Annotated in this window: 22 protein-coding genes and 1 rRNA gene; 13 read left to right on the top strand and 10 right to left on the bottom strand. The window is 71.3% G+C overall.

All coding sequences use genetic code 11. From position 1 onward, the window contains the following. The first annotated feature begins 110 nt into the window (after positions 1 to 110). The 3 genes from rrf to ACTHMF_RS10455 all read left to right on the top strand — a co-directional run bounded on the left by rrf (position 111) and on the right by ACTHMF_RS10455 (position 2,964). Positions 111 to 227: ribosomal RNA gene (gene rrf / locus ACTHMF_RS10465) — 5S ribosomal RNA — on the top strand. An 876-nt stretch (positions 228 to 1,103) separates the two neighbouring features. Continuing rightward, entirely contained in the window at positions 1,104 to 1,973 is an 870-nt protein-coding gene (locus tag ACTHMF_RS10460; protein WP_440317384.1) for a hypothetical protein, read from the top strand. Next, entirely contained in the window at positions 1,948 to 2,964 is a 1,017-nt protein-coding gene (locus ACTHMF_RS10455) for an HAD-IIA family hydrolase (protein WP_440317382.1), read from the top strand. The genes ACTHMF_RS10460 and ACTHMF_RS10455 overlap by 26 nt, the downstream gene beginning before the upstream one ends. Positions 2,965 to 2,989: 25 nt before the next feature. On the opposite strand, the gene ACTHMF_RS10450 is transcribed toward ACTHMF_RS10455, so the two are convergent. Beyond that, complete coding sequence (locus ACTHMF_RS10450; RefSeq protein ID WP_440317381.1) at positions 2,990 to 3,982, bottom strand: o-succinylbenzoate synthase; 993 nt, start codon at positions 3,980 to 3,982, stop codon at positions 2,990 to 2,992. Between the two features lie 55 nt (positions 3,983 to 4,037). Here ACTHMF_RS10450 and ACTHMF_RS10445 point away from each other — a divergent pair, with 55 nt between their 5' ends. Genes ACTHMF_RS10445 through ACTHMF_RS10435 form a run of 3 tightly spaced genes read left to right on the top strand, consistent with a single transcriptional unit; the run spans position 4,038 to position 7,149 of the window. After that, positions 4,038 to 4,949 (top strand): 1,4-dihydroxy-2-naphthoyl-CoA synthase, encoded by a 912-nt coding sequence (locus ACTHMF_RS10445; RefSeq protein WP_314149693.1) that lies wholly within the window; start codon positions 4,038 to 4,040, stop codon positions 4,947 to 4,949. A 14-nt stretch (positions 4,950 to 4,963) separates the two neighbouring features. Continuing rightward, positions 4,964 to 6,139 (top strand): AMP-binding protein, encoded by a 1,176-nt coding sequence (locus ACTHMF_RS10440; RefSeq protein ID WP_440317379.1) that lies wholly within the window; start codon positions 4,964 to 4,966, stop codon positions 6,137 to 6,139. Between the two features lie 26 nt (positions 6,140 to 6,165). Beyond that, on the top strand, positions 6,166 to 7,149 hold the full coding sequence (locus tag ACTHMF_RS10435; RefSeq protein WP_440317377.1) for a 1,4-dihydroxy-2-naphthoate polyprenyltransferase: 984 nt from the start codon (positions 6,166 to 6,168) through the stop codon (positions 7,147 to 7,149). Between the two features lie 23 nt (positions 7,150 to 7,172). On the opposite strand, the gene ACTHMF_RS10430 is transcribed toward ACTHMF_RS10435, so the two are convergent. Beyond that, on the bottom strand, positions 7,173 to 7,499 hold the full coding sequence (locus ACTHMF_RS10430) for a DUF4229 domain-containing protein (RefSeq protein WP_440317376.1): 327 nt from the start codon (positions 7,497 to 7,499) through the stop codon (positions 7,173 to 7,175). 42 nt (positions 7,500 to 7,541) lie between these two features. Here ACTHMF_RS10430 and ACTHMF_RS10425 point away from each other — a divergent pair, with 42 nt between their 5' ends. The 4 genes from ACTHMF_RS10425 to ACTHMF_RS10410 all read left to right on the top strand — a co-directional run bounded on the left by ACTHMF_RS10425 (position 7,542) and on the right by ACTHMF_RS10410 (position 11,358). Continuing rightward, positions 7,542 to 7,895, top strand: coding sequence for a PLD nuclease N-terminal domain-containing protein (locus ACTHMF_RS10425; protein ID WP_314148090.1), 354 nt, complete (start codon positions 7,542 to 7,544; stop codon positions 7,893 to 7,895). Beyond that, the gene (gene menD / locus ACTHMF_RS10420; protein WP_440317374.1) at positions 7,888 to 9,678 is read left to right on the top strand and encodes a 2-succinyl-5-enolpyruvyl-6-hydroxy-3-cyclohexene-1-carboxylic-acid synthase; all 1,791 of its coding nucleotides are present in this window, start codon (positions 7,888 to 7,890) and stop codon (positions 9,676 to 9,678) included. Before ACTHMF_RS10425 ends, menD begins: the two co-directional genes overlap by 8 nt. 89 nt (positions 9,679 to 9,767) lie before the next feature. Further along, complete coding sequence (locus ACTHMF_RS10415; protein ID WP_440317373.1) at positions 9,768 to 10,796, top strand: NAD(P)-dependent alcohol dehydrogenase; 1,029 nt, start codon at positions 9,768 to 9,770, stop codon at positions 10,794 to 10,796. A 37-nt stretch (positions 10,797 to 10,833) separates the two neighbouring features. Next, positions 10,834 to 11,358: a YbhB/YbcL family Raf kinase inhibitor-like protein gene (locus tag ACTHMF_RS10410; RefSeq protein ID WP_440317371.1), complete on the top strand. Its 525-nt coding sequence runs from the start codon at positions 10,834 to 10,836 to the stop codon at positions 11,356 to 11,358. A 57-nt stretch (positions 11,359 to 11,415) separates the two neighbouring features. On the opposite strand, the gene ACTHMF_RS10405 is transcribed toward ACTHMF_RS10410, so the two are convergent. Genes ACTHMF_RS10405 through ACTHMF_RS10390 form a run of 4 tightly spaced genes read right to left on the bottom strand, consistent with a single transcriptional unit; the run spans position 11,416 to position 16,416 of the window. Then, a complete protein-coding gene (locus tag ACTHMF_RS10405) occupies positions 11,416 to 12,303 on the bottom strand; it encodes an IclR family transcriptional regulator (RefSeq protein WP_440317369.1) in 888 nt (295 codons plus the stop codon). Then, a complete protein-coding gene (locus ACTHMF_RS10400; RefSeq protein ID WP_440317367.1) occupies positions 12,255 to 12,809 on the bottom strand; it encodes a hypothetical protein in 555 nt (184 codons plus the stop codon). The genes ACTHMF_RS10405 and ACTHMF_RS10400 overlap by 49 nt, the downstream gene beginning before the upstream one ends. An 18-nt stretch (positions 12,810 to 12,827) precedes the next feature. After that, complete coding sequence (locus ACTHMF_RS10395; protein WP_440317366.1) at positions 12,828 to 14,786, bottom strand: primary-amine oxidase; 1,959 nt, start codon at positions 14,784 to 14,786, stop codon at positions 12,828 to 12,830. A 22-nt stretch (positions 14,787 to 14,808) separates the two neighbouring features. Then, complete coding sequence (locus tag ACTHMF_RS10390) at positions 14,809 to 16,416, bottom strand: APC family permease (RefSeq protein WP_440317365.1); 1,608 nt, start codon at positions 16,414 to 16,416, stop codon at positions 14,809 to 14,811. A gap of 495 nt (positions 16,417 to 16,911) precedes the next feature. Between ACTHMF_RS10390 and ACTHMF_RS10385 the strand changes: the two genes are divergently transcribed. After that, positions 16,912 to 17,457: an acyl-CoA thioesterase gene (locus tag ACTHMF_RS10385; protein WP_314148121.1), complete on the top strand. Its 546-nt coding sequence runs from the start codon at positions 16,912 to 16,914 to the stop codon at positions 17,455 to 17,457. Between the two features lie 39 nt (positions 17,458 to 17,496). Here the strand turns inward: ACTHMF_RS10385 and ACTHMF_RS10380 are convergent, their stop codons facing one another. Next, on the bottom strand, positions 17,497 to 18,867 hold the full coding sequence (locus tag ACTHMF_RS10380) for an FAD-binding oxidoreductase (RefSeq protein WP_440317363.1): 1,371 nt from the start codon (positions 18,865 to 18,867) through the stop codon (positions 17,497 to 17,499). A gap of 72 nt (positions 18,868 to 18,939) precedes the next feature. On the opposite strand from ACTHMF_RS10380, the gene ACTHMF_RS10375 reads away from it, so the two are divergent. Continuing rightward, positions 18,940 to 19,893, top strand: a complete 954-nt coding sequence (locus tag ACTHMF_RS10375) for a DNA-3-methyladenine glycosylase family protein (protein ID WP_440317361.1) — start codon at positions 18,940 to 18,942, stop codon at positions 19,891 to 19,893. A gap of 37 nt (positions 19,894 to 19,930) precedes the next feature. Here ACTHMF_RS10375 and ACTHMF_RS10370 read toward each other — a convergent pair whose 3' ends face one another. The 3 genes from ACTHMF_RS10370 to ACTHMF_RS10360 form a co-directional block, all read right to left on the bottom strand. Continuing rightward, a complete protein-coding gene (locus ACTHMF_RS10370) occupies positions 19,931 to 20,440 on the bottom strand; it encodes an SRPBCC domain-containing protein (protein ID WP_314148104.1) in 510 nt (169 codons plus the stop codon). A gap of 144 nt (positions 20,441 to 20,584) precedes the next feature. Then, positions 20,585 to 22,174 (bottom strand): phytoene desaturase family protein, encoded by a 1,590-nt coding sequence (locus ACTHMF_RS10365; protein WP_314148105.1) that lies wholly within the window; start codon positions 22,172 to 22,174, stop codon positions 20,585 to 20,587. Between the two features lie 21 nt (positions 22,175 to 22,195). Then, entirely contained in the window at positions 22,196 to 23,101 is a 906-nt protein-coding gene (locus ACTHMF_RS10360; protein ID WP_440317359.1) for a LysR substrate-binding domain-containing protein, read from the bottom strand. A gap of 172 nt (positions 23,102 to 23,273) precedes the next feature. Between ACTHMF_RS10360 and ACTHMF_RS10355 the strand changes: the two genes are divergently transcribed. Beyond that, a complete protein-coding gene (locus tag ACTHMF_RS10355; RefSeq protein ID WP_440317358.1) occupies positions 23,274 to 26,960 on the top strand; it encodes a proline dehydrogenase family protein in 3,687 nt (1,228 codons plus the stop codon). Positions 26,961 to 26,965: the final 5 nt, after the last annotated feature.

The raw sequence follows: 26,965 nt of genomic DNA, 5'->3' as shown, positions 1-26,965 counted from the left end.
CTGGTATGAGGGGCCATGAGATTGCACGCGTCCACTATGTGGTTCTCGATGTACGGTCGAGAACTGATTCAAGCGAAGCTTGATCGTTCACTTTGATACATCAATAGTGTTTCGGCGGCCATAGCGAGAGGGAAACGCCCGGTTACATTCCGAACCCGGAAGCTAAGACTCTCTGCGCCGATGGTACTGCAGGGGGGACCCTGTGGGAGAGTAGGACACCGCCGGACTTCTTTGTGAGATGGCCACCCAGTGATGGGTGGCCATTTCGCGTTAACAGGTCTTTTCCGCGCCGAGGGCGAACCGCCCGCGCGGGCCACGCACGTAGGCTGGGACGAGCCCAGCACCGAGGAGAAGTCGTGAGCGATACACCGGCAGACGACGACAGGGACGGCCGCTCGGCCGGCCGCGACCGGCGCGACGATCGCCGGGGTTCACGGGACGGTGCGCCGAGCGCACGCTCCGGAGGATCGCGGGGCAACGCATCCGGCGGGCGTTCCGGTGCTCCGCGTGACGGCTACCAGGGACGGGAAGGCCGTGGCTCCGGCCGGCCGGCGACCGGCGGACGTGACGGACAGCGCCGCGGCGGCGACGAGCGCGCCGGTCGGGGACAGCAGGGCGCATACCGCGGACGGGACGGTCACGGTGAGGGCACCGCACGTCCCGCGCGAGGCGGAGCTCCGCGTGGTGGTCGCGACGAGCGCGGTTACCGCGGCGGACAGGACCGCGACCGCGGCCAGCAGGGGCGGCCGGAGCGTGGGGGTAGCGCCGGCGGTTCGCGGGGATACCGCGGCGGCGCCGATGGTGCGCGCCGCGGGGATGGCGCCAACGGTTCGGGCGGATACCGCGGCGGTGCTGGTGGTGCACGCAGCGGCGGTGGCGGTCGCAGCGGTGCAGCGGCCGGTGGTTCCGGCGGCTATCGCGGCGACGGCGGGTCGCGCGGGGAGCGCGGCGGATACGGACGGCCGGACGCGAATGGACGCGGCGGAGCCGGGCGCGGCGGTGCCGGTGGCGGCAGCCGCGGGGGTGCCGGCGGACGGCGGGACGATGACAAGCTCTGGACGAAGGGCGGGAAGCCGGCTCGAGGTGACCGGGACGCGCGCGCCATGTCCGAGCAGGAGGAGCTGGAGGCGGCGCGTGCCCGCGAGCTGCGATCGGTGCGGCCGCGTCACGATGACCCGGAGGTTCCCGAGGCGATCCAGGCTCGACAGCTGGACAAGGACGCCCGCGTCGAACTCAAGACCCTGAGCAAGGACAACGCCGACTGGGTGGCGCGCCACCTGGTTATGGCGTCGCAGCTCATCGAGGAAGACCCGGAGCTCGCGCACCGGCACGCGCTGTCCGCAGCGCGACGGGCCGGCCGCATCGGCGTGGTCCGCGAGACCCTCGCGATCACCGCGTACGCGACCGGAGACTTCGCGCTCGCCCTGCGCGAGCTGCGCACCTACCGGCGGATCACCGGCTCCAACGACCAGATCGCGCTGATGGTGGACAGCGAGCGCGGGGTCGGACGTCCCGACCGCGCGCTCGAGCTCGGCCGGTCGGTCGACCGCTCCGAGCTCCCCGCCGACGTTCAGGCGTCGCTCGCGATCGCGATGTCGGGCGCCCGACTCGACCTCGGCCAGCCCGAGGCGGCGCTCGCGGAGCTGGAGATCCCGCAGCTCGACCCGGACCGCGCCTTCAGCTGGAGCCCCGACCTCTTCCACGCCTACGCGGAGGTCCTCGAGGAGCTGGGCCGCGACGAGCAGGCGCAGACCTGGCGCGAGCGCGCCGACCGCGCGGAGGAAGCGCTCGCGATGGCGCACGCCGATGACGAACTCGAGACCATTCACGTGGTCGAGGAGGAGTACGACCTCCCGGTCGACGACCGCGACGACGACGAGGACGACCGCGACGACGACGACGACGACGAGGACGGCGACCACGACGACGAGGAGGGCACGCCGGGCCATGGCACTGTTCCGACGCAAGACTGAGAACGCGGCGCCGCTCGACGGCGTCGACCTGCTGCTGGCCGACCTCGACGGCGTCGTCTACAAGGGACCCGACGCCATTCCGTTCGCGGTGGAGAGCCTGAACCGGGCGGCTGAAACCATCCGAGTCGGTTACATCACGAACAACGCGTCGCGGACCGACGCCACCGTCGCATCCCACCTGAACGACCTCGGGCTGTCGGTGCGCCCGACGGATGTCGTGACATCGCCGCAGGCGGCGGTCCGCCTGCTCGGGACGCACATCCCCGCCGGGTCGACAGTGCTCGTCGTCGGCGGCGACGGGCTGGTCGACGAGGTGCAGAAGGCCGGCTTCTCGGTCACCCGCTCGGCGGACGACGATCCCGCCGCGGTCATCCAGGGGTTCTCGCCCGACGTGGGCTGGGAGCAGCTGGCCGAGGCGGCGTTCGCGCTGCAGGGGCGCACCGACGCCGAGCGGCCGTGGATCGCGACGAACACCGACTGGACCATCCCCGTCGCCCGCGGCATCGCGCCGGGGAACGGGACGCTGGTCTCCGCCGTGCACACCGCGGCCGGCCGGCTCCCGCTCGTCGCGGGCAAGCCGGAGGTGGCCATCTTCGAGGAGGCGGTCGCGCGGTTCAGCGCGGAGAAGCCGTTGTTCATCGGCGACCGGCTGGACACCGACATCCTGGGCGCGAACCGCGCCGGGATCGACTCGGTGCTCGTGCTCACCGGCATCGACCGCGCCAAGCAGCTCATCGCGGCGGACGCCGACTCGCGGCCCACCTACATCCTGCGCGACCTGCGCGGGCTCAGCGAGCCGTACCCGGCGGTCGTGACCGGGCGGAACGGCGCCGTGACCGTCGGCGGCTCCACCGTCGCGATCGAGGGCAACGACGTCCGCATCCTGGCGGAGGGCGACGAGCTGGACCTGCTCCGGGCGGCGTGCGCGGCGATCTGGAACTCGGGCCGGGCGATCTACGGACTCGAGGTGCCGGAACGCCTGTACGCGTGACCCGCGTGCGCCGGGCTCAGAGTGCTCAGAGCGCGGCGGAGCGTTCGAGCACGCGGTAGCAGCGCCGGATGCGGTCGAGCCACCAGTCCCGCCGGTCGGCGGGCGCGGCGAGCCGGTCGAGGCGTTCGGCGTCGACGCTGGGACGGGCGACGGGGATCGCGCCGTCGGCCGGGACGAGCGGATCCGCGGCCACGTCCTGCTCGAACATCGCGACGGTGCCGAGGCCGCAGTCGTACTCCAGGTCGGGGACGGCGGCCGCGAGGTGCGCGCCCATCGCGATCCCGACCGAGGTGTCGAGCGCGCTGGACACGACGACCGGGAGGCCGGTGGCGGCGACGATCCGCAGCGCCGCGTGGATGCCGCCGAGCGGCTGGGCCTTCACGATCAGGATGTCGGCCGCGCCTGCGCGGGCGACCGCGAGCGGGTCGCTCGCCTTGCGCACGCTCTCGTCCGCCGCGATCGGGATGCCCATGTACGCGGTCCTGCGCCGGATCTCCGCGAGCTCGTCGACCGTGGCGCACGGCTGCTCGACGTACTCGAGGTCGAACTCCGCGAGCGCGTGGATGGCGTGCTCGGCCTCGTCGACGTTCCAGAGCGTGTTCGCGTCCACTCGGAGACGGCCCTCCGGACCGAGCGCCTCGCGAACTGCTCGCACGCGGGCGACGTCGTCCGCCAGCGTCTGACCCGGTTCCGCGACCTTCACCTTCGCGGTCCGCGTGCCGGGGTAGCGGGCCAGGATGCCGGCCACCGCGTCGGCGCGCACCGCGGGAACGGTCGCGTTGACCGGGATGCGGTCGCGGAGCGGTTCCGGAGCCGCTCGCCAGCCGAAGTCGATGGCCGCGTGCAACCAGGCGGCGGCCTCCTCGTCCTCGTACTCGACGAACGGCGAGAACTCGGTCCAGCCCTCCGGTCCCTCGAACAGCACCGCTTCCCTGGCGGTGATGCCCCGGAAGCGCGTCGTCATCGGCAGGCGGACGACCCTGGCACTTCCCAACAGGTCGACGAGTTCCGGCGTCATTCCACAAGTTTGGCACGGGAGCCTCGCGCGGAGCGGGCGACCGTAGGCTGGATGCATGTCAGCGAACGTCTCAGAACTCTTCGACCCCGAGGCATGGACCGAGGTGCCCGGTTTCGAGGGCCTCACGGACATCACGTACCACCACGACGTGGCGGGGCGCATCGCCCGGGTGGCGTTCGACCGCCCGGAGGTGCGCAACGCGTTCCGGCCGCACACCGTCGACGAGCTGTACGCGGCGCTGGAGGATGCGCGCACGAACCCGCGCATCGGCGTGGTGCTGCTCACCGGCAACGGCCCGAGCCCCAAGGACGGCGGGTGGGCGTTCTGCTCAGGGGGCGACCAGCGGATCCGCGGCAGGGACGGCTACAAGTACGCGGAGGGCGAGACGGCGTCCGGCATCGACTCCGCACGCAGCGGAAGGCTGCACATCCTCGAGGTGCAGCGGCTCATCCGGTTCATGCCCAAGGTGGTGATCGCGGTCGTCCCCGGCTGGGCCGCCGGTGGCGGGCACTCGCTGCACGTGGTGTGCGATCTGACGATCGCGAGCGCCGAGCACGGCCGGTTCAAGCAGACGGACGCGGACGTCGGCTCGTTCGACGCGGGCTACGGCAGCGCCTACTTCGCCCGGCAAGTGGGGCAGAAGTTCGGCAGGGAGGTGTTCTTCCTCGCGCGTGAGTACTCGGCGCAGCGCGCCTACGAGATGGGCGCGGTGAACGCGGTCGTCCCGCACGCCGAGCTGGAGGCGACCGCGCTCGAGTGGGCGAACGAGATCCTCACCAAGTCGCCCACCGCCATCCGGATGCTCAAGTTCGCCTTCAACGCGGTCGACGACGGGCTCGTCGGGCAGCAGGTGTTCGCCGGCGAGGCGACGCGCCTCGCCTACGGGACGGACGAGGCGGTGGAGGGGCGGGACGCGTTCCTCGAGAAGCGCGACCCCGACTGGTCACCGTTCCCCTGGCAGTACTGAGCGGGGAGGACGACATGCGATCGGTCCGGGTCGTCGATGCGGGGCAGCCGCAGGGCGTCTTCGAGGCGCTGCGGGAGGCGCTGGGCGGTGGCGGTCCCGCGGTGGTGCCCCGGGAGGGCGGCGTGCGCGGGGCGGTGTGGCCGCAGGAGGGGGAGCAGGTCGCGCAGAACGTCGCGCTCGTGATCGAGACCTCCGGGTCGACGGGCGTGCCGAAGCGCGTGGCGCTGTCCGCCGACGCACTGCTCGCCAGCGCTGCGGCCTCCGCGGGCGCGATGGGCGGGCAGGGGCAGTGGCTGCTCGCGCTTCCCGCGCACTACGTCGCCGGGGCGCAGGTGCTCGTGCGGTCGCTCGCGGCCGAGACCGAACCCGTGCTCTACGGGGACGGCCACTTCGATGCCGAGCGCTTCGCCGCGGCGGCGGAGGAGCTCGACCACGACTACCGATACACATCGCTCGTCCCCGTGCAGCTCGCCCGGCTGGTGCAGGCGGCCGAGGGCGGATCGCGCGAGGTGGCGCGGGCGCTGCGCCGGTTCGACGGGATCCTGGTCGGCGGGCAGGCGCTGCCGCCGAGTCTGCGGGAGCGCGCGGAGGATGCCGGTGCGCGCATCCTGAGCACCTACGGGTCGAGCGAGACGGCCGGCGGCTGCGTGTACGACGGCGTGCCGATCGGGACGACGGTGGTCAGAGCGGTCGACGGCCTGCTGGAGATCAGCGGGCCTTCGCTCGCGGAGGGCTACCTCGGGGATCCGGAGCGCACGGCGGCGGCGTTCCACGAGGACGGCGGTGCCCGGTGGTACCGGACGGGGGACCTCGGGACGGTGGTCGACGGCCGCGTGACGGTGCTGGGCCGCTCGGACAACGTGATCATCTCCGGTGGTGAGAAGGTGCTGCTCGACGCCGTGGAGCGGGCGGTGCACGGCATCCCGGGATTCGCCGGCGCCGTGGTCGTCGCCGCGGCGGACGCGGAGTGGGGGCAGGTTCCTGTGGTGGTCGTCGCCGGCGTCCCGGAAACCGGGCTGGACGGGTTGCGGGCGAGCGTCGCGGAGCAGCTCGGGCGGGCGGCCGCGCCCGCGCGCATCGTGCCCGTCGCCGCTGTTCCCCGGCTCAGCAGCGGGAAGCCCGACCGGCAGGCCGCCGCGCGCCTGGCGGGCGCGACCGGTGGCACGGCCGACGCGAGCACGCGCACATAGCCCGGGTTGTTAAGATTCGCACTGTGATGAGCCAGAACAAGCCTCGAATGCAACGGATGGCGCCCCCGCCGGCGCGCGGACCCCGCGGCGGCAAGAGCGGACGGCCCGGAGCCGCCCGCGCGGCAGCCAAGCCGGCGACCGCGTCCGACTGGATCGCCGGGGCGCGGCTGCGGACGCTGCCGCTCGCTGTCGCGCCGGTGCTCATCGGTGTCGGGGCCGCGAAGGTCGCCGAGGGCGCCGGGGTCTGGCATCCGATCCGTTCGCTGCTCTGCCTCGCCGTCGCCGTGCTGCTGCAGATCGGCGTCAACTACGCCAACGACTACTCCGACGGCATCCGGGGGACCGACGAGTACCGCGTCGGCCCCGGCCGGCTCACCGGTTCCGGCAAGGCGGCGCCCAGGAAAGTGCTCACGGTTGCACTCGTGTTCTTCGGGCTCGCGGCGGTTGCCGGGCTCATCCTGGTCGTGCTCACCCAGCAGTGGTGGGTGATCCTCGTCGGCGCCGCGGCCATCGCGGCGGCCTGGTTCTACACCGGGGGCAAGCGCCCCTACGGCTACTACGGGCTCGGCGAGCTCTTCGTCTTCGTCTTCTTCGGGCTCGTCGCCACGGCGGGCACGACCTACATGCTCGCGGGCGTCGTCAACCAGGAGTCCTGGTTCGGCGCGATCATCGCCGGCCTCATCGCCTGCGCGGTGCTGATGGTCAACAACATCCGCGACATCGAGCCCGACCGCCTCGCCAAGAAGCGCACGCTGGCGGTGCTGCTCGGCCGCGTGGCGTCGCGCGTCGTGTACTGCCTCTTCCTGCTGGTGCCGTTCGGCATCCTCGCGGTGCTCGCGGTGTTCTATCCGCTCGCCTGGTTCGGGATGTTCGCGCTGCTCGCTGCCCTGCCGGCCTGCGTCATCACGATCTTCGCCAAGACGCCGCGCGAGCTCATCACGGCACTGCAGCTCACCAGCCTGACGGGACTGCTCGTGGCGATCGCGCTCGGGGCCGCGTACGCGTTCTGACCCTCCGACGACGGGCAGGCGAGTCAGGCGGAGCGGGAGCCCCGGCCGTCGGCGTCGGTGTCGGCGCCCGCGTCGGACGCGGGCGCGTTAGACGCGTCGATGGCGGCGTCCTCGTCGTCGTCGTCCGCCGACGTCGCCGGCTTGTCGCGGTGACGCGCCGCGTAGAGGTCGGTCGAGACCGCGTTGCGCGGGCGGCTGAGGAAGATGTACGAGAGGCAGAGGCCGATCAGCGCCGCCGCGATCACGGAGGCCCACCACACCACGCCGAGGAGAAGCAGCACGGCGAGCGGCACCGCGAACACCAGGAGGCGCAGCACGGTGTAGGTCAACCAGGAGGGAATCCGCTTCACCCTCCCAGCTTAGGCATCGCGTCTGAGAGTTACGATTGACGCATGGTTCGCCTCTGGATAGTCCTCGGCGTCGCAGCCGCGGTTTTCTACATCTATTCGGTGGCAGACTGCGCTCTCTTCGACCGTTCTCGGGTGCGCGGCCTTCCGAAGCCCGTGTGGCTGCTCATCATCATCCTCTTCCCGGTCATCGGTGGGATCCTCTGGTTCCTGATCGGCCGCGGCCGGCGACGCGCGGAGAGCGGACGCCGGATCGTCGCGCCGGACGACGACCCCGAATTCCTCGGCAAGCTGCGGCTCGACCACGACCAGGAGGAGCGCATCCGGCAGCTGGAGAAGGAGCTCGCCGAACTCGACGACAACGGACCCGACGACCAGACCGGCCGCCGGGATGCCTGAGGCCGGAACGACGGACGACCCCGCCGCTCCGAGCACGAGTGCGCCGCGACTCCCTCGCACGGGCAACCCCGCCACCGATCTCGCGGTGGCGCTCCTGGCCGGCTTCGTCCGCGCCGGCGTGCGGCACATCGTCGTGAGCCCCGGCTCGCGGTCGCAGGCGCTCGCGCTCGCCGCGGCCGAACTGGAGCGGAACGGCTCGGCGCGGCTGCACGTGCGGATCGACGAGCGGGTCGGCGGCTTCGTCGCGCTCGGCGTCGGCCGGGAGACGGGCGTCCCCGCCGTGGTGCTGACGACGAGCGGGACCGCGACCGCGAACCTGCACCCCGCGGTGCTCGAGGCGCACGAGGCGGGCGTGCCGCTCATCGTCGTGACCGCCGACCGCCCGGCGGAGCTCCGCGGCATCCGCTCGAACCAGACGACCCGGCAGGTCGGCCTCTTCGGCGACGTCGTGCGCCTGGCGCGCGACGTGCCTGCACCGGCCGGCGGCGAGGACGAGCTCGCGGAGGCGAACGTGCTGGCGCTCGCCGCGGTCCGTGCGGCCGTCGGAGCCGACGACGCCGACCCCGGTCCCGTCCACCTCAACGTCGCGTTCCGCGAGCCGCTCTCGGTCGCGGTGCCCCCGGTCGACCGGATCGAGGCCGAAAGCGCACCGACCGTCGCGGGACCCGCGGCGCTCGGGCGCGAGACCGTGACGCTCACGACCGGTCCGCGGACGGTGGTGATCGCGGGAGCCGACGCCGGTGCCGCAGCCGAGGAGTTCGCGCGCGCGGCCGGCGCTCCGCTGCTCGCGGAGGTCTCCAGCGGCGCGCGCTTCGGCCCCAACCTCGTCGTCGCCTACCGGGAACTGCTCCGCGACGACGCGTTCGGCGGGCGCGTGCAGCGCGCGGTCGTCTTCGGCCATCCCACGCTAAGCCGTGAGGTGCCGGCGCTCCTGACGCGCGACGACGTCGAGGTGATCGTCGTCGCGCCCAGCGGAGCCGAGTTCTACAACCCCGGCCGCCGCGCCCGGGTGGTCGGCGGCATCGTCGCTCCCACCGACCTCGACCTGCGCTCGCCGGAGGTGCGCGCGTGGGTCGGAAGCTGGGTGTTCGGCAGCCGCCGGCTCGTGGAGGCCGCGGAACGCGCGGCAGACCCAGCGGCCGTGGCGCCCGACGTCGACAAGGCGCGGTCGTACGATCCGGCGGATGCGCTCGCTTTCGCGAAGGCCGAGCTAGCCGCGGTCCGCGCGCCGATCACGCGCTCCGTGCTCGCCGAGGCGCTCTGGCGCTACACCTGGCCGCACGACCGGCTGGTGATCGGCGCCTCCCGGCTGATCCGGGACGCCGACCGCATCGTCCCCGGCAAGCGCATCCGGGTGCATGCCAACCGCGGCCTCTCCGGCATCGACGGCACGATCGCGACCGCGACCGGGATCGCGCTGGCCTCGCGTGCGGCGGCCGATGAGGGTCCGGCGGGGATCACGCGGGTGCTGCTCGGCGACCTGACCCTGCTGCACGACGTCGGCGCCCTGCTCGGGATGACGGGGGAGACCCGTCCGAACGTGCAGCTGGTCGTCGGCAACGACAGCGGCGGCACGATCTTCGACGCGCTGGAGGTCGCCGGCACGGCCTCGGCCGAGGCGTTCGACCGCGTGCTCTACACCCCGCACAGCGTCGACATCGCGTCGCTCGCCCGCGCGTACGGGTGCGAGCACCGCGTCGTGCGGACGAAGGGCGAGCTCGACCAGGCGCTCTCCGCGCCGCCGCTCGGGCTCAGCATCGTCGAGGTCCCGCTCGAGCGCTGAACGGTGAATCTCACACTGTGAGATTCGCCGTTCCCCGCGCCCTGAGTCGTTGGAAGGGTTGACCCAGCCAGCGACGAAAGGCGGCAGACGTGAAGGCCCTGCGCGTACATCAGTACGGTGTCCCCCCGACCCTGGACGACGTTCCCGAACCCTCCGTCGTCGATCCGTGGGACGTCGTCATCGACATCGGAGCCGCCGGCCTCTGCCGTACGGACCTGCACATCATCGAAGGGCAATGGGAGCCGATCCAGCGTCCCCGGCTGCCCTATGTCCTTGGGCATGAGAACGCGGGGTGGGTCGTCGAGGTCGGATCCGCGGTCGACACCGTGGCGCCTGGCGACACCGTCATCGCGCATCCGTTGACGAGTTGCGGACTCTGCCCTGCGTGCCGAGTGGGAGAGGACTCGCACTGCACGAATGCGACCTTCCCCGGCGTCAACGTCGACGGCGGGATGACGGAAAGGCTGCGGACGAACGCGCGATCGGTCGTGAAGCTCGACAGCGCCGTGAAGCCGACCGACATCGCTGCGCTCGCCGACGCCGGCCTCACGGCCTATCACGCCGTTCGGAAGGCCGCCGCCTGGCTCTTCCCCGGCACGCACGCGGTGGTGATCGGCGCCGGAGGGCTCGGGCACATCGCGATCCAGGTACTGGCCGCCATCACCAGCGCCGAGATCACGGTCGTGGACCGTTCGGAAGAGGCCCTCGAACTCGCCCGCGCCCTCGGCGCCAAACATGTCGTGCTCGCAGGCAGCGACGAGGGGGTCGCAGCCGCGGTCCTCGCGATCACCGGTGGTGGCGCCCACGCCGTCTTCGACTTCGTCGGGGAGCGCGGGGCGGAGCTGCTCGCGCCCCGACTGTTGCGTCCGCGCGGTTCGCACTATGTCGTCGGCTACGGAGGAGCGGTGGCGCTGCCGACGATCGACATCATCTCCCGCGAGATCAACGTCATCGGAAACCTCGTCGGCACATACAACGACCTCGTCGAGCTGATGACGCTGACCGAGCAGGGAAAGGTGACCCTGCACACCGTCGTCTATCCCTTGTCGGCTGCGCTCGATGCGATCGCCGACCTCGAAGCAGGCCGCGTCCGCGGACGGGGAATCCTCGTTCCCTGAGGTCGCTGCCGGAACACCGCACGAAGGAGAACAACACATGTCATCGCCGTACGACCAGATCGCGTCCGTTCCCGGTTTCACCGTCACCAGCACGGATGTCGCAGACGGCCGGGAACTCGCGCCGCCACAGCGTTCCGGGATCTTCGGTGCAGGAGGGACCGACACCTCCCCACAGCTCGCCTGGTCGGGGTTCCCGGACGCGACCAAGAGCTTCGCCGTGACGGTCTACGACCCGACCGCACCGACAGGCAGCGGCTTCTGGCACTGGGGCGTGGCCGATATCCCGGCGACGGTCACCGCGCTTGCGACCGGCGCAGGCGATGGCGACGCATCGTTGCCCGACGGTGCCTTCCATCTCGCCAACGATGCCTCGCTGCCGCGCTATCTGGGCGCCGCTCCGCCCGCCGGCAGCGGGCGTCACGACTACTTCATCGCAGTGCACGCGGTCGACGTCGATACCCTGGGGCTGGACCGAGGGGCGACGCCGGCATTCCTCGGCTTCAGTCTCTCCGGGCACACGCTCGCCCGCGCCGTGATCGCCCCCTGGTGGGAAGCGCGCTAGGCGGGGGCGTCGCGGCCATCGTCGCCGACCGGTCTGGGGGGCCGGTCGGCGACGATGTCAGTCGTGCCGATGGATCCCGCCGGAGCGGAAGTATCGGCTCACCTCCCCCGAGGCCTCGCGCAACGCCCGCTCGACGATCCGCTCTCTGCCGGCGATCGTCTCCGTCGGTGCGCTGATGGCGACGGAGCCGACCGTGAGCCCCGCTGCATCGCGGACACCGATCGCGGCGCAGGTCGTTCCCTCGAGGAACTCCTCACGCTCCCAGGCGATGCCGTCCAGCGCGATGAACTCCAGATGCCGGTCCAACGCGGCTCGATCCGTGATCGTGAACGGCGTCAGCGGCGTCAACGGGTGCGTGCGGAAGTACCGGTCGCGTTCATCGTCGTTCATGCCGTTCAGCATGATCTTGCCGAACGCCGTTGCGTGGGCGCCTTCGTGGAAGCCGAAGCGGATCGGCCTCAGCCGGGGGTGTCGTCGGCAGTCGGCGACATGGACCACGACGACATCGGCTCCTCGATAGACGGCGAAGTAGCCGGCGGCCTCGGCGTGCTCGTGGAGGACCGCGATCTGGGCCTTCACGGCGCTCGATACGCCGATCTGCCGGTGCAGCGATACGCCGAGCTGATGCACCTTGTAGCCCAGCGCGTACGAGCGCGACGCCCGGAGGTGCACCAGGTAGCCGGCATCGACGAACGCCTTCGCCACCCGATACACCGTGGGAAGCGGGTACCCGAGCGTGTCGGCGAGCTCCCTGGCCGTGGTGGCCCCGCGTTCGGCGACGACGTCCAGAATGGCGAGGGCCTTGGCGATGCTGGCGGTTCCCGACGACGGCTCCGCTCCGGCGGCTACCCGGTGCGGCGTCGTGGCCGGATCCTTCCTCCCGACCGTCCTCATGGTCACACGATCATGAGGACCATCGAGGCCATCATCCCGCCGGAGCTGCACGCGGAGAAGACCGGCGGCAGACTCCGCGGCCCCGTGGCGGATGGCCGCGCCGGTGCGGAACAGAGCAGGATGACGGCGGAGATGATCCAGACCGTCAGCGTGAGCATGGCGAGGGTGCCGGGGACGGCCGTCGCCGGGTGGCCGCCGGCCCCGTGGCCGATGTCCCCCTGACCGGGATGGCCGCCCATCTGGGCGAGAAGGAAGAGCATGCCGATCGCGTCGAGAGCGATCATGGCCAGATGCGTCCGGGAGGGCCGACGCACGCGGGGCCGGTGTCCCGGGGTGCGCACGTGATCGGCGACCGCGGCGACGCCGATCAGGGTGGTCGCCACCGCCCACGCGAGAGGTGGGACGCCGGGAAGCGTCGACATCCCCAGGCACACCGCGCCGAGCGCGAAGTGCGGTAGCCACATCCGCCGGGTGGACGTCCGGTGGCATGCCGCTGCCGCGACCATCGACGCACAGGCGCAGACGATCGCGGCAGCGGACTGGACAGTCGGCATCATCGGTTCGCGAGACGGTGCCTACCTGGCGCGATGGTGCTCGCAGTGCGCGGACGACGTCGCTCGCGGCACGTCGAGCGTGGGATTGCGCTCGAAGAACCCGAACGGTTTCAAGGTGAACTTCGCGGGGTCGACGGGCATCACCGGCCAGTCCTCCGGTCGCGGGAAATGCGTCGGTCCGAAGGTGTGCCACAGCACGATGTCCGTGTTCTCGAGGGTGCGGTCCGCCTTCTGATAAGCGGTGACGCCGGCTCCGCCAGGGTGCCGGTTGGGATGATCGCCGGCCGTGTAACGCTCCCGCGGGTCGTACTGCGTGACCCACAGTTGCTTCGTGGTGAACGGCGCTCGCGCCGCGACCGACGACGCGGGGTCGGCGAGCAAGGACGGCGTCTCCTCCGGGATGAGGACGTAGGACGTCGGTTCGCCGTAGCGATTCAGGTGCGTCGGGTTGGTGATGTGCCACACCCGTCCGACGCTCGCATCCGCGTTCCGTGCCGCATCCGACTCCCGGACGATCGGCGACTTCTCGTAGCTGATCGCGTTCCCAGCGGGGTTGTCCGGCCCGATCGGCAGTCGTTTGACCTGCAGCTCCTGAACAGTGTTGTCCGTTCCGTCGACCGCCATGTCGAGCCGCGCCGAGAAGAGATGCTGGTGGAACGGCGCCCCCAGCCCCGGCGCGACCTCGCTGGCGTACGGGTAGTCCTTCCCTCGGAAGGCGGAGGTGAACAGGATGCCCGAGAGCTTCGCCTCGCACTCGATGGTGCCGTCGAGGTAGAGGTACCAGTAGAAGCCGTAGTCGTAGTTGCCCACCGTGGTGAAGAAGCTGATGACCAGTCGGCGCTGGCGCCGGGTCTCCGAGGTGCCGGAGAACGGGTCGGTGTGCTTCCACAGGATCCCGGTGTCCTCTTCGTGCATGCAGATCGCATTCTTGATCGTCCGCGCGCCGCCCCGCTCGTCCGCGAGAACGGCGTCGAAATAGTGGATCTCGCCGACGCAATCGCAGCCGAGCTCCAACGAGTTGGTGTAGCGCGCGAACATGTACTCGCCGGTGTCGAAGTAGTTCTGCCAGAACCGGACCGGCGACGGGTCGCCGTAGGGCACGACCATCTCCGCGATCGAGGCCCGGTAGATGATCGACCGGTCGACGCCGCCGTCGGCGAATGAGAGCTGTCGCAGGATCAGTCCTTCGCGCGGGTCGAAACCGACCCGGAAGCGCCAGTTCTGCCAGGAGACGATCTCGCCGTCGACCTCGAAGGACGGTCCATCGGGCTGGCTGATGTCGATCGCCTTCAGCGTGGTGCGCTCGGGACCCCGGTACTCCGGGTCCAGGTAGTCGCCCGTCTCCGCGGGGATCGGGTAGCGGGCCTCGTCGACCAGCTCGATCACCCGGCCGGCCGTCAAATCCACATAGGCGCACAGGCCGTCCACCGGGTGCGCCCAGCACGAGTCTTCCGGATACTCCTGAAGGAAGAACAGAGTACGGACGATCCGGCGGCCGTTCTCCTCCTCGTACCCGTACTCGCCGGCCGAGAGGGGGACGAAGACGACCTTGTCCGGATCGGCTCCCCGGGCACGGATGGCCTCCTGCCACCCGGCGTCGGCACGCACGATCGGATCGATGAGGCCGAACTCCTCGTCCAGGATCGCCGCCTGCCCTTCGTCGGGGGAGAGCACCGCCTGCGATTCGACGGTCGCCGACGTCAGGTTGACCGCGATGTCGGTCCCCGCTCCCGTGGCGAGGTCGAGCAGGACGACGCGGACGCGACGGTCGACGCGCTCGGCGTCGCCCGCTTCGAAAGCGAAGACCTCTCGCTTGTGCGGCTCATCGAGACCGACGTAGACGAACCGCACCGACTCCGTCACGAGCCCGTGTCGTTCGAGGATCGACGACGTCCATTCGATTTCCTCGGCGGAGAGATTCTCCAGCGGGTGCACGTGCGCGCGGCGGGGCGCATCCACCGTGGTGTGAGCGATTGCCATGACTGCTTCCTTTCGGGTGTGATCAGTGAGAGGGAGTGGAGTCGCCGGAGTCCGGCCTGCGTTCATGCGCCTCTTCGAGCGCGACCCTGCCGATCTGCTCGTAGACGCCCGGAGCGCGGTACTTGGTGATGAGGGCGATGACGAGACCCAGGACAGCGACGGCGCCGATCGTGATCGGGATCGCCGTGAACACCCAGTCGGACGCCGCCGGTCCAGCCGCGAAGCCGGCGTTCTGGAGCAGAAGCGCGGTCACGACGAGCATGCCGACACCGCCGAGGCCCGGCGCCAGGAAGGTCCGGAACCAGTGCCGGGTCTCCGGGTGCTGTCTGCGCACATGGAAGTAGCCGATGACGCTGAACGCGGCGAGCGACTGCACGATCAGGATGGCGCCGGTGCCGAGGATGGCCATCAGCGTGTAGAGCGACGTGTACGGGTCTCGTCCGGAGAGCAGGAAGAAGCCGACGATCACGGTCGCGATGCCGGTCTGCACGAACGACGCGATGTGCGGTGACTTGTGTTTCGGGTGTGTCCGGCCGACCGTGTTCGCCGTGCCGGGGATGACCCCCTCGCGCCCGATCGCATAGATGTAGCGCGCTGCAGAATTGTGGAAGGCCATTCCGCACGCGAACGAACCCGTGACCAGCAGGATCTGGAAGAGCACGACGGCCCAGTGGCCGATGTTGTTCTCCACAGGGCCGTAGAAGATCTGGGCCGCCGTGTCCCCGTCCTGCGCCAGCCCGATCGCATTCTGCGGCCCGGTGCCGACGATGGCGAGCCAGGAGACGAGGACGTAGAAGATGCCGATCCCGAGAACGGAGATCATGATCGCCTTGGGAATGATCCGCTTCGGGTTCTTGGACTCCTCGCCGTACATCGCGCTCGACTCGAATCCCACCCACGACCAGAAGGCGAAGAAGAGCCCGATGCCCGCGGAGCCGGCGACGGCGACCGTGGCGCCGGTGATCGGATTGGTGGCCGCTCCGGATGCGTTGGTGAACGCCGACACGGGATTCAGCGACTCCCAGGACCAGCCCTGCGGGCCACCGCCACGGAAGAGGACGCTCCCGGCCATCAGGCCGAGCATGGCGACCTCCGTGACCAGGAAGGCACCGAGCACCTTTGCCGTCAGGTTGACATCGAAATAGGTGAGCGTCGCGTTGAGGACGAGCATCAGGACCGCGAAGACCACCCAGTGCACGTCCCACCCGAAGAGGTCCAGGACGAGTGAGCTGGCGAAGAAGCCGAAGATGCCCACCAGGGCGGCCTCGAAGACGATGTAGGCGAGCGTGGTCAGTAGTCCGGCGACCATTCCGGGCACGCGTCCGAGGCCCTGCGAGACGAACCCGTAGAAGGCTCCCGTCGATGTGATGTGGCGTGCCATCGCCGCGTAGCCGAGTGCGAACAGTCCCAGCACGACAGTGGCCACCAGGTATCCGGCGGGCGCGCCGGCTCCGTTGCCGAAGCCGATCGCGATCGGCACGTTCCCGACCATCGCGGTGATCGGAGCGGCGCTCGCGACGGAGAGGAAGAGGACGCCGACCAGCCCGATGGCGTTGGGCTTCAGCCGATGATGCCCGCCGGTCCTTGTGGGCGGGGTGTTGTGCTGGTGCGGTAGTTGTTCGGTGTCCATCGACCGTCTCCTTCGACGCGGTAAGCGAAACACTCGCGAGAGGCTCCGGCCGCTCGCGGGTAACACCATAGGGAGCGGCGTCGACATCGCTTTCCGGTCCTCTCACATGGTGAGAAGCTGCGCAAGGGCGCAGGCTCGCATGGATATTCCCGACGACATCTGGTATCTAAGCTATACAAGTCCCACGTCTTCCGTGCAACACGGCAGGCGCCGTCGCGGTGCTCGCGAGTCGTCGGCGTACGGTTCGTCGGGCGGCGCCGCCCGCGGAAGTCACACCCCGGGAAGCGCCAGCCAGACCGCGATGGCACCGGCCGGGATGGCGAGTGATGCGGACGCGGACGTGCGGCCGACCGCCGATCGGCCTTCCGCAGCGATCCCCGGCGCCGACTGCACCTCTCCGCACAATCCGCGGGCGCGGAGGATCGGGTCGGATTGGAGGCTGGCGACAACGGATGTGTCGAGCCGTTGGCGGATGGCTAGCATGACGGCGTGCACATGATCTTCCGGACGATGCTCCACGCGCTCCTCTCCCGCTTCGGCGCCCGGCTGCAGCACTGGGATGTCGCGCGCACCCGGTTCCGCGTCCTGCCCACGGACCTGGACATCCTCAAGCACATGAACAACGGGGTGTACCTGTCCATCGCCGACATCGGCCGCTTCGACCTGCTCATGCGGAACGGGGTCTGGCAGATCTTCAAGGAGCGCGGCTGGTATCCGGTGGTCGCGTCCGAGACGATCTCGTTCCGCAAGTCGCTGGAGCTGTGGCAGCCGTTCGTCGTCGAGTCGCGCATCCTCGGGTTCGACGAGAAGGCCGTCTACGTGGAGCAGCGGTTCACGGTCGACGGCGAGATCTACACGCAGGCGTTCATCCGCGGCCGCTTCCTCAAGCGCGGGGGCGGGGTGGTGTCCATCCCGGAGCTGCTGGACGCGGTCGGCCCGGCGCCGACGGACGTCACCGTGCCGGAGTGGCTGCGCCAGTGGGGCGCGGATGCGGCCCTCCCGTCCACGCGTGCCGAGGCGCCGAGCGTCTGGAGCGAGTGAGCGGGAGGGCCGTGATCGGCCGCCGTCGACGGGACCGCGTCAGGCGGGCCCGAACGCGAAGACCCGGTCGGGGTCGTACTCGGCGCGCGCCGCGGACAGGCGCTCGAACACGGCGGGCGGCCAGCTGCTCTCGAAGGAGGCGGCGTCGCTCAGGTCGGCCGCCCAGTTCACGTTGGTGACCGCCGACACCCGGTGGCCCAGCGCCTCGGCGATCGATGCCGCTGCCGCGGGCGCCAGCGCGTCGAACGTCGACGGGTCGCCGGCGATCGCGCTGAGCGTGTACCTGCTGTCGCGTCCGCCCACCGCCGTGCCGTCGTGGGTGTCGCGCGCGGTCGCGCCGCCGAGCTGACGGATCTCCACCGCGAGGAACGGCGAGTCGGCGCCGGGGCCGGCCAGGCGCAGCAGCGCGTCGCCGTCCGCGGCGTCGAAGTCGTCGAGCATCAGCCCGCGGATCCAGCTCGGCGAGCCCTGCTCGGGATCGTTGTGGATGGTGGCGACGGCGGTCGTCGGGATCTCGCCGACGAAGTCGAGGTACACCGGAGCGGCCGAGCGCATCGGTGCGAACAGCGCCTCGCCTTCCTCCGCGTCGCCGGGGAAGGCGAAGCGCACGCTGAGCACCGACCGGCCGCGCAACGGCGGCGGCGGACCCTCCACGTCCGGGATGCGCAGGAACACGGCCGAGGTCGTTGCGGCGTCGGAGAGCTCAGCGGCCCAGTCGACCCACGCGCGGAACGCCGGTTCGATCGCGTCCCCCTCGAAGAACACGCTCCCGGCGTACAGGGTCCTGAGCGGGACGAGCTCCAGCGTCATCTCGGTCACGATCCCGAGGCCGCCCTTGCCGCCGCGGAGCGCCCAGAACAGCTCGGGGTGCGTGGACGCGTCGGCGACGACGACCTCCCCGTCCGCGGTCACAACGCGGAAGCCGCGCACCCAGTCCGCGGTGAAGCCGTGGCTGCGCGCGAGCGGTCCGAGGCCGCCGCCGAGGGTGTAGCCGACGGCGCCGACGCTCGTGGACGATCCGGTGACCGGCGCGAGTCCGGCCTCGGCAGCCGCGGCGATCACGGGCGCCCAGCGGACTCCGGCGCCGATGCGGACCAGCCGGCCCTCCGCATCCACGTCGATCGTGTCGAGCGCCCGGGTGGAGACGATCAGGCCGCCCGTGATCGGCGCCTCGGCGCCGTGCCCGGTCGCCTGCACACGCACCGGGAGCCCGGCTTCGCGGGCGAAGCGGACCGCGGCGGCGACGTCGTGCTCGTCGCTGGCGGCGACGACGACATCCGGGTCATGGCGGATCGCCGGGTTGAAACAGGCGACCTCCGCGGCGAGGCCATCGTCGCCGCGCGTGAAGACGGTGCCGTGGACGGTGTCGCGCAGCCGCGCGAGGGTCCCGGCGTCGATATCGATTCCCATGCGCCGACAGTAGGGGAGGCCACCGACACGCGGGAAGACCGGCCGTCAGGAGCGTGACGTAGCATTCCCTGCATGACCGCCGTCCTGCCCGCCGACGCCCGCTCCGGGCGACCGGTGGAGACGGTCTACCGTCCGGCGGTCGCCGTCGACGGCGCGGCGACGCTCGGGCTCCTCGGGCGCGGCCCGTACGACCCGACGACGCAGTGGGACCTGCGCGGGGTGTGGCGGACGTGGCGAACCCCGCACGGTGCGGCGACCCTGCGCATCCTGCGCCCGGCGGCGGACGGCTCCGTGGCCGCGTCCGCCTGGGGTCCGGGCGCCGAGTGGGCGATCGCGGCCGTGCCCGCCCTGCTCGGCAGCGAGGACGACTGGTCGGGACTCGACGTGTCCGGACACACGCTGCTGCGCGGCAGCCTCCATCGGAACCCCGGCCTCCGCCTCGCCAAGACCGGCAGGATGCTCGAAGCGCTCCTGCCCGCGATCATCGAGCAGCGCGTGACCAGCCTGGAGGCCTACCGCTCCTGGGCGCGGCTGCTGCGCTGGTACGGGGAGCCTGCACCCGGCCCCGCGCCGGACGGCATGCGGGTGACCCCGACGCTGGAGCAGTGGCGCGGCATCCCGTCGTGGGACTGGCATCGGGCCGGCGTCGACCCGCGGCGCTCCCGCGCGGCCCAGGCCGTGCTGGCGATCGCGCCCTCCCTGGAGCGCGCGACCGCGACCGCGCCGACCCTGGACGCTGCGGCGGCGGCTCTGCAGACCGTCCCCGGCATCGGGGTCTGGACCGCGGCCGAGACGCTGCAGCGTTCGCACGCGCATCCCGACCTCGTCAGCGTCGGCGACTACCACCTCGCGCACTACGTCGGCGAGGCGCTGATCGGCGAGCGGGTGGACGACGACGGGATGCTCGAACTGCTCGAACCGTGGGCGGGGCACCGGCAGCGGGTGGTGCGGTTGATCCTCGCCAGCGGCTTCCGGTTCCAGCGTCGCGGGCCGCGGATGGCCGTGCAGGACCACCGCTGGCACTGATGCGCGCCGGCGCAGGTCACGTCGGACGCGGAGGCGCTCAGCCCGTCGTGCCGTCGCGCTGAGCCGTCAGGTGCTCGGCGCGCAGATCCCGGTCGAGCTCGCGGCAGAGCGTCTCGTAGTGGTCGCGCATCCCGGGGAAGTAGTCCTCCCACTTCGGCATCGGCTTGCCGTCGTGCGCGGCGACCAGCCGGTCGAGGTAGTAGTCCCAGCCGACGCAGTAGTCGGCCGACGCGGCGACGGCGCGCAGCCGCTGGCCGAACGTCACCGTGGTGTGCCCGCTGGCCTCGGTGAGGTGCACGAACATGACGAGCGAGTCCGGCGCGTTCCCCACGTCCACGTGCAGGCGGTGCGGGGCCTCGCAGAGCATGACCGCGACGTTCTCCCACGGGGCGTCGTCGCCCTCCGCGTTCATCCGGAACTTCACGGCGCCGGTCGAGCCCGTTCCGGTGTACTCGCCGATCCACAGCGCGAGCCTCGGGGAACGGCTGAAGTACGTCCAGACCTCCTCGATCGGGGACTTGAAGATGCGGTCGAGGACCACATACACCCCGTCGTCCTTGCGAACCAGTCGACCTGTCGGCTGTGGCATCATGGTGACCTCCCGGAGAGTCCCGCCCCCTTGATGTGCCCCACCTTAGTCATGTCCCCGGTGTTGCGGCAGGGGGGTGCGCGACCGCGCGTGCGAGTCCTCTCAGCCCTCCAGGACGGCCATCGCCGCATTGTGGCCGCCGAGCCCGCTGACCGCGCCGCCGCGGCGCGCACCCGACCCGCAGAGCAGGATGCGCGGGTGCTCCGTCGCGACGCCCCAGCGCTGCGCCGGGGTGTCCAGCGGGTCGTCGTCCTCGGCGAACGGCCAGGACAGCGGGCCGTGGAAGATGTTGCCGCCCGGCATGGTGAGGGCGTGCTCGAGGTCGCGCGTCGTCTTCGTCTCGATGCAGGGGTTGCCGTCCCCGTCGGTCAGCAGGAGGGACTCGATGGGCTCGGCGAGCACCGAGTTCAGGGAGGCCAGCACGGCATCCTGCAGGCGCCTCCTGGTCTCGTCGTTGTTGTCGTCGGTGAGCCAGCGGTCGGGCGTGTGCAGCCCGAAGACCGTGATGGTCTGGGCGCCGGAGTCGGCGAGGTCCGGGTCGAGGATGGTCGGGTCCGCGAGCGTGTGGCAGTAGATCTCGCAGGGCAGCAGCTCGGGCATCACGCCGCGGGTCATCCCCGTGTAGGCGTCCTCCAGCTGCGTATAGGTCTCGTTGATGTGGAAGGTGCCGCCGAACGCCGCCTTCGGGTCGATGGCCTCGTCGCGCAGGCGCGGCAGTCGCTCGAGCAGCATGTTGACCTTGACCTGCGCACCCTCGGCGGCGGGACGCTGCCCCGCGCTCGCCGCGTCGCCGAGCAGGCGGTCCAGGACGTCCGGCGCGACGTTCACGAGGACGTGGCCGCCGACGACGTGCCGCTCGTGCCCGTTCCGGGTGTAGACGACGGTGCCGTCCGGGGCGATGGAGGTGACCTCGGCGTCGGTCACGATGCGCGCGCCGGCCTCCCGTGCGACGCGGGCGAGCTCGCCGGTGACGGCGCCCATCCCGCCGACGGGCACGTCCCACTGGCCGGTGCCCTGGCCGATGACGTGGTAGAGGAAGCAGCGGTTCTGCGCGAGCGAGGGGTCGGAGACGCTCGCGAAGGTCCCGATCAGTGCGTCCGTCGCCGCGACGCCGCGGACCAGGTCGTTCTCCAGCCGCGACTCGATGAAGCCGCCGATCGGGTTCTCGATGAGCGCGTCCCACAGCTCGTCGTCGCCCACGATCGCCTTGGCCTCGCTCCGGGTGAGCAACGGCTCGGTCACGGTCGGCCAGAGCGCCTGGGCGACGGATGCCGTCGACTCGTAGAACGCGGTGAACCGCTCGGCGTCGGCCGCGGCGCCGATGCGCGCGAAGGACGCCGCGGTCGCCTCCGCGTCGGTGTTGTCGATGAGCAGGCCGGCGCCGTCGGGGTCCCCGGGCACCGGGGTGTACGAGGAGTACCGGCGCCGGGCGAGGCGGATGTCGAGCCCGAGGTCGTCGATGATGCGCTGCGGCAGCAGGCTGACCAGGTAGGAGTAGCGGGACAGCCGCGCCTCGATGCCGGGGAACGCCTGCGCGCTGACCGCGGCGCCGCCGACATCGGGCAGGCGTTCGAGCAGGATGACGCTCTTCCCGGCTTCGGCGAGGTAGGCGGCGGCGGTGAGTCCGTTGTGACCTCCGCCGACGATCACCACATCGTGCGTCGGCGCGGGGGAGGGGGCAGCGTCGGTCATGGAACAGAGCCTAAGGGACGGTCACGGGCGGCAGTGCGCGGGTACCGCGGCGGCCAGCGCGCGGCGTGCGGCGACGACGCCGGGGCTCGCGGCGGACGCGCGCCTGGCCGAGGTGAACACGGTCCGGCGGGGCGAGCCGGGCAGCGGCAGCAGCCGGAGGGCCGGCTGCTCGTCCACCCCGACCAGGTCCGGGAGGAGGCCGACGGCGTTCCCGGAGGCGATCAGGCGGATGTGGGCGACCAGGTCCGCGGTCTCGAACCGCACGTCGGGCTCGAAGCCGGCCGAGCGGCACAGCTGCACGGCCCAGGTGCGCGCGGCCGTCCCCTCGGGTTCGAGCACCCAGGGGAGCCTCGCCGCGCCTTCGAGCGACGTCGTCCGGATGCGCGCCGACGGGTCGGCAGAGGTGGCGAGGTGGATGCTGTCCGTCGCGAGCTCTGCGCGGTCGAGGTCGCTGCGCAGCGCGCGCGTGCTCCCGGGATACTGCTCGGCGATCACGAGGTCGAAGTCGCGCGCCGACACCTCGAAGAGGCCCCGCTCCGGCTCGCGCTCGGTGACCTCGACGCGCAGGTCGGGGTAGTCGGCGGCCAGGGCGGAGAGCGCGGACGGCAGGATGGCGTGCGCCGCGGACTGGAAGACGGCGATGCGGACGAGCCCGGAGACCGTGCTCACGGCGTCGGCGACCGCGGATTGCGCGAGGTCGAGTGCGTCCAGGATATTCGCGGTGTGCTGGGCGAGGAGCTCGCCCTGCGGGGTGAACCGCAGCCGCCGGCCGGACTTCACGAGGAGGACGGCGCCGACCTCCTTCTCCAGGGCGGCGAGCTGCTGGGAGACGGAGGACGGGCTGTAGGACAGCGCCTCTGCGACCCCGGCGACGGTGCCGCGGATCTTCAGCTCGCGCAGCAGGCGCAGCTTTCTGACGTCCAGCACCGGCGCCTCCATTCATTCAGTCCAGGCGAACGATATCCTTCGGAAACGTTCGCTATTGCTGAGCATATCCGGGGCAGCAGAATGTACTCCACAGGTCTTGCATCCTGCGACTTCTCCCCAGATCCGGATGGTCGCGGCGGCCCCCAGAGGTGGAGGAAATACAGTCGTGGACATGGTTGATCACACGGACAGCGCCGCACCGCGCCCGGCGGAGGCCACACCGGGGCGGCTCGCTCAGGATGCGGTCGCGCTCGTGCGACGCTGGCTCGAGCAGAGCTCGGGCGGCGACGGCGCGACGCCTCCGCAGGACCCGGCGGCCGAGCGGCTGGCCGGGGTGCTGAAGGACCCGGACGGGCTCGAGTTCGCGGTCGGCTTCGTGGACGGCGTCGCGCGCCCGCAGGACCTCTTCGTCGCCGGCTACAACCTGCAGCGGGTGGCGAAGAAGATCCCCGCGTTCCTGCCCTGGTACATGCGGGCGGCCATCTGGCTGGGCGGCGTCTTCGGTCCGGTCCTGCCGTGGCTGGTCATCCCGATCGCGCGCCGGGTGCTGCGGCGGATGGTCGGGCACCTCGTCGTGGACGCCACCCCGGAGAGGCTGGGACCGGCGATCGCGCACCTGCGCACACCCCATGACCCGGCGGGTCACGGCGCCCGCCTCAATCTGAACCTGCTCGGCGAGGCGGTCCTCGGCGAGAAGGAGGCGGCACGCCGCCTGGAGGGCACGCGCGCTCTGCTCGCGCGTGACGATGTCGACTACGTCTCGATCAAGGTCTCGTCGATCGCGTCGCAGCTCTCGATGTGGTCGTTCGACGAGACCGTCGCGCGCGTCATCGACCGCCTGACGCCGCTCTACGAACTGGCGGCGGCATCGCCGACGCCGAAGTTCATCAACCTCGACATGGAGGAGTACCGCGACCTCGACCTGACGATGGCGGTATTCACGGGCATCCTGAGCAAGCCGCAGCTGCTCGGGCTGGAGGCGGGCATCGTGCTCCAGGCCTACCTGCCCGACGCGCTGGACGCGCTGCAGCGGCTCACCGAATGGTCGTCCCAGCGCCGCATCCAGGGCGGAGCCGCGATCAAGGTGCGCGTGGTGAAGGGTGCCAACCTCGCGATGGAGCGCGTCGACGCCGCGATCCACGACTGGCCGCTCGCGACCTACGGCAGCAAGCAGGCGACGGACACCAACTACAAGCGGGTGCTCGACTGGGCGCTCACCCCCGAGCACACCGACGCCGTCAAGATCGGCGTGGCGGGACACAACCTGTTCGACGTCGCGTACGCGTGGCTGCTCGCCTCCGAGCGCGGCGTCACCGACCGCATCGACTTCGAGATGCTGCTCGGTATGGCGACCGCCCAGGCCGAGGCGGTCAAGGGCACCGTGGGCCAGCTGCTGCTCTACACGCCGGTGGTGAACCCGGCCGAGTTCGATGTCGCGATCTCCTACCTGATCCGCCGGCTCGAGGAGAACGCCAGCCAGGAGAACTTCATGTCGGCCGTCTTCGAGCTCGACCGCGACCCGGAGCTCTTCGAGCGGGAGAAGGCGCGGTTCCTCGCGTCGGTCGCCGACCTCGAGAACGATGCGCTCCCGTTCGGTGCGGCGCCGCTGCCGAACCGGCAGCAGGACCGCTCCCGCGAGTGGGACGACGCGACCGCTGCCTCGTTCACGCGCCCGCCGGCCGCTCCGGCTCCGGCGGGGGCCGCGAACGACGAGGGGCTGACCAGCGTGGTGCTCGGCCTGACCCGCGGGTCGAGCGGGTCCGGGCTCGTCCAGGACTCCGCGGCGGCCGCACCGGCCGCGGCCACGGAGCCGGCCGTGCCCGCCGACGGGTTCCGCAATGCGGCGGACACCGACCCGTCGCTCGCCGCCAACCGGGCGTGGGGCAGGCGCATCCTGCAGCAGTCCGCGGCCAGCGATCTCGGTGTCGCGAGCATCCAGGCCGCCGCCGTGACGGACGCGGACGCGCTCGAACGGATCATCCGCGACGTCCACACGGCGGGTGGCTGGTGGGGGTCGCTGAGCGGTCGCGAGCGCGCCGCCGTGCTCGACAGGGCCGGCCACGCGCTGGAGGCGAACCGCGACCGGCTCATCGAGGTGATGGCCTTCGAAACCGGCAAGACGATCGCGGAGGCCGACCCGGAGGTCAGCGAGGCCGTCGACTTCGCGCACTACTACGCGACCCTCGCGCGCGAGCTGGACACCGTGCAGGGCGCGCGGTTCGTGCCGTCCCGGCTGACGGTGGTCACGCCGCCGTGGAACTTCCCTGTCGCCATCCCCGCGGGTGGAGTGCTGGCGGCGCTCGCCGCGGGCAGCGGCGTCATCATCAAGCCGGCACCGCAGGCCAAGCGAGCGGGGGCCGTGATGGTCGAGGCGCTCTGGGAGGCCGGCGTGCCGAAGGAGGTGCTCGCGCTGGTGGACGTGGCAGAGAGCGACCTCGGTCAGCGCCTCGTCGCGGACGAGCGGGTCGACCGGGTGATCCTCACCGGGTCCTACGAGACGGCCAAGCTGTTCCGGTCCTGGCGGCCCGACCTGCCGCTGCTCGCGGAGACCAGCGGCAAGAACGCCATCATCGTCACACCGAGCGCCGACTACGACCTCGCCGTCTCGGACATCGTCAAGAGCGCCTTCGGGCACGCCGGCCAGAAGTGCTCGGCCGCGAGCCTCGTGATCCTGGTCGGCTCCGTCGCGAAGTCCGAGCGCTTCCGCCACCAGCTCGTGGACGCCGCGACGAGCATGCGCGTCGGCTACCCGCAGGACGCGACGAGCCAGATGGGGCCGCTCATCGAGCCGGCCTCGGGCAAGCTGCTGCACGCCCTCACCACGCTGGGCGCCGAAGAGGAGTGGCTCGTCCAGCCGCGCCAGCTGGATGAGACCGGACGGCTCTGGTCGCCGGGCATCCGCACGGGCGTCCAGCCGGGATCGTACTTCCATCTGACGGAGTTCTTCGGGCCGGTGCTCGGCATCATGACGGCGCGCACGCTGGACGAGGCGATCCGCTACCAGAACGCCATCGAGTACGGCCTCACCGCCGGCCTGCACTCGCTCGACTCCGACGAGCTGGCGCTCTGGCTGGACACGGTCGAGGCGGGAAACCTGTACGTCAACCGGGGAATCACCGGCGCGATCGTCCGGCGCCAGCCGTTCGGCGGCTGGAAGCGCTCGTCGGTCGGCGCGGGCACCAAGGCCGGCGGTCCGAACTACCTGATCGGCCTCGGCGGCTGGCAGGCCGACCAGGGACGGATGAGCTCCAGCCTGCACCTGCGCGGGCTCGAGCCGCGAGTGACGCAGCTGATCGAGTCCGGCCAGGCGTCGATGGACTACCCGGCGTTCGACCTCGTGCGCCGGTCTGCCCTGAGCGACGCGATCGCGGTCGCGACGGAGTACCACCAGACCAAGGACGTGTCCGGGCTCGGGGTGGAGCGCAACCTGTTCCGGTACCGCCCGGTCCCGGTGGCGATCCGGCTCTCCGAGGGCGCCTCGCTGCCCGAACTGCTGCGCGTCATGGCGGCCGCGACGGTCGCGCGCTCGCGGTTCACGGTGAGCACCGCGCTCGCGCTGCCGAAGCCGATGCTGCAGGTCCTGCGCGAGCGCGAGGTGGACGTCGTGGTCGAGTCGGACGCGCACTGGCTGTCGCGTGTGCGCGGCCACCGCATCACCGCACACCGCATCCGGCTCATCGGCGGGGACGCGTCCGCGCTCGCGGCGGCACTCGGCGGGTCGCCCGACGTGGCCGTGTACGCGGGCGAGGTCACCCCGTCCGGTCGTGTCGAGGTGCTGCCATTCCTGCACGAGCAGGCGATCTCGATCACGAACCACCGGTTCGGGAACCCGACGCGGCTCTCCGAGAAGGTGCTCTGAGGGAG

The sequence above is a fragment of the Leifsonia sp. genome, assembly GCF_051955155.1.
Classification (GTDB): Bacteria; Actinomycetota; Actinomycetes; order Actinomycetales; family Microbacteriaceae; genus Leifsonia.
This window is presented reverse-complemented; position numbering and strand designations above follow the sequence as displayed.

Bases quoted from the DNA above. Each gene is read 5' to 3' on its own strand.
- ACTHMF_RS10390 (WP_440317365.1), bottom strand. From the start codon at position 16,416: ATGGACACCGAACAACTACCGCACCAGCACAACACCCCGCCCACAAGG.
- ACTHMF_RS10410 (WP_440317371.1), top strand. From the start codon at position 10,834: ATGTCATCGCCGTACGACCAGATCGCGTCCGTTCCCGGTTTCACCGTC.
- ACTHMF_RS10435 (WP_440317377.1), top strand. From the start codon at position 6,166: ATGAGCCAGAACAAGCCTCGAATGCAACGGATGGCGCCCCCGCCGGCG.
- ACTHMF_RS10375 (WP_440317361.1), top strand. From the start codon at position 18,940: ATGACCGCCGTCCTGCCCGCCGACGCCCGCTCCGGGCGACCGGTGGAG.
- ACTHMF_RS10400 (WP_440317367.1), bottom strand. From the start codon at position 12,809: ATGATGCCGACTGTCCAGTCCGCTGCCGCGATCGTCTGCGCCTGTGCG.
- ACTHMF_RS10355 (WP_440317358.1), top strand. From the start codon at position 23,274: ATGGTTGATCACACGGACAGCGCCGCACCGCGCCCGGCGGAGGCCACA.
- ACTHMF_RS10445 (WP_314149693.1), top strand. From the start codon at position 4,038: ATGTCAGCGAACGTCTCAGAACTCTTCGACCCCGAGGCATGGACCGAG.
- ACTHMF_RS10385 (WP_314148121.1), top strand. From the start codon at position 16,912: ATGATCTTCCGGACGATGCTCCACGCGCTCCTCTCCCGCTTCGGCGCC.
- ACTHMF_RS10380 (WP_440317363.1), bottom strand. From the start codon at position 18,867: ATGGGAATCGATATCGACGCCGGGACCCTCGCGCGGCTGCGCGACACC.
- ACTHMF_RS10455 (WP_440317382.1), top strand. From the start codon at position 1,948: ATGGCACTGTTCCGACGCAAGACTGAGAACGCGGCGCCGCTCGACGGC.
- ACTHMF_RS10460 (WP_440317384.1), top strand. From the start codon at position 1,104: ATGTCCGAGCAGGAGGAGCTGGAGGCGGCGCGTGCCCGCGAGCTGCGA.
- ACTHMF_RS10450 (WP_440317381.1), bottom strand. From the start codon at position 3,982: ATGACGCCGGAACTCGTCGACCTGTTGGGAAGTGCCAGGGTCGTCCGC.
- ACTHMF_RS10440 (WP_440317379.1), top strand. From the start codon at position 4,964: ATGCGATCGGTCCGGGTCGTCGATGCGGGGCAGCCGCAGGGCGTCTTC.
- ACTHMF_RS10395 (WP_440317366.1), bottom strand. From the start codon at position 14,786: ATGGCAATCGCTCACACCACGGTGGATGCGCCCCGCCGCGCGCACGTG.
- ACTHMF_RS10365 (WP_314148105.1), bottom strand. From the start codon at position 22,174: ATGACCGACGCTGCCCCCTCCCCCGCGCCGACGCACGATGTGGTGATC.
- menD (WP_440317374.1), top strand. From the start codon at position 7,888: ATGCCTGAGGCCGGAACGACGGACGACCCCGCCGCTCCGAGCACGAGT.
- ACTHMF_RS10425 (WP_314148090.1), top strand. From the start codon at position 7,542: ATGGTTCGCCTCTGGATAGTCCTCGGCGTCGCAGCCGCGGTTTTCTAC.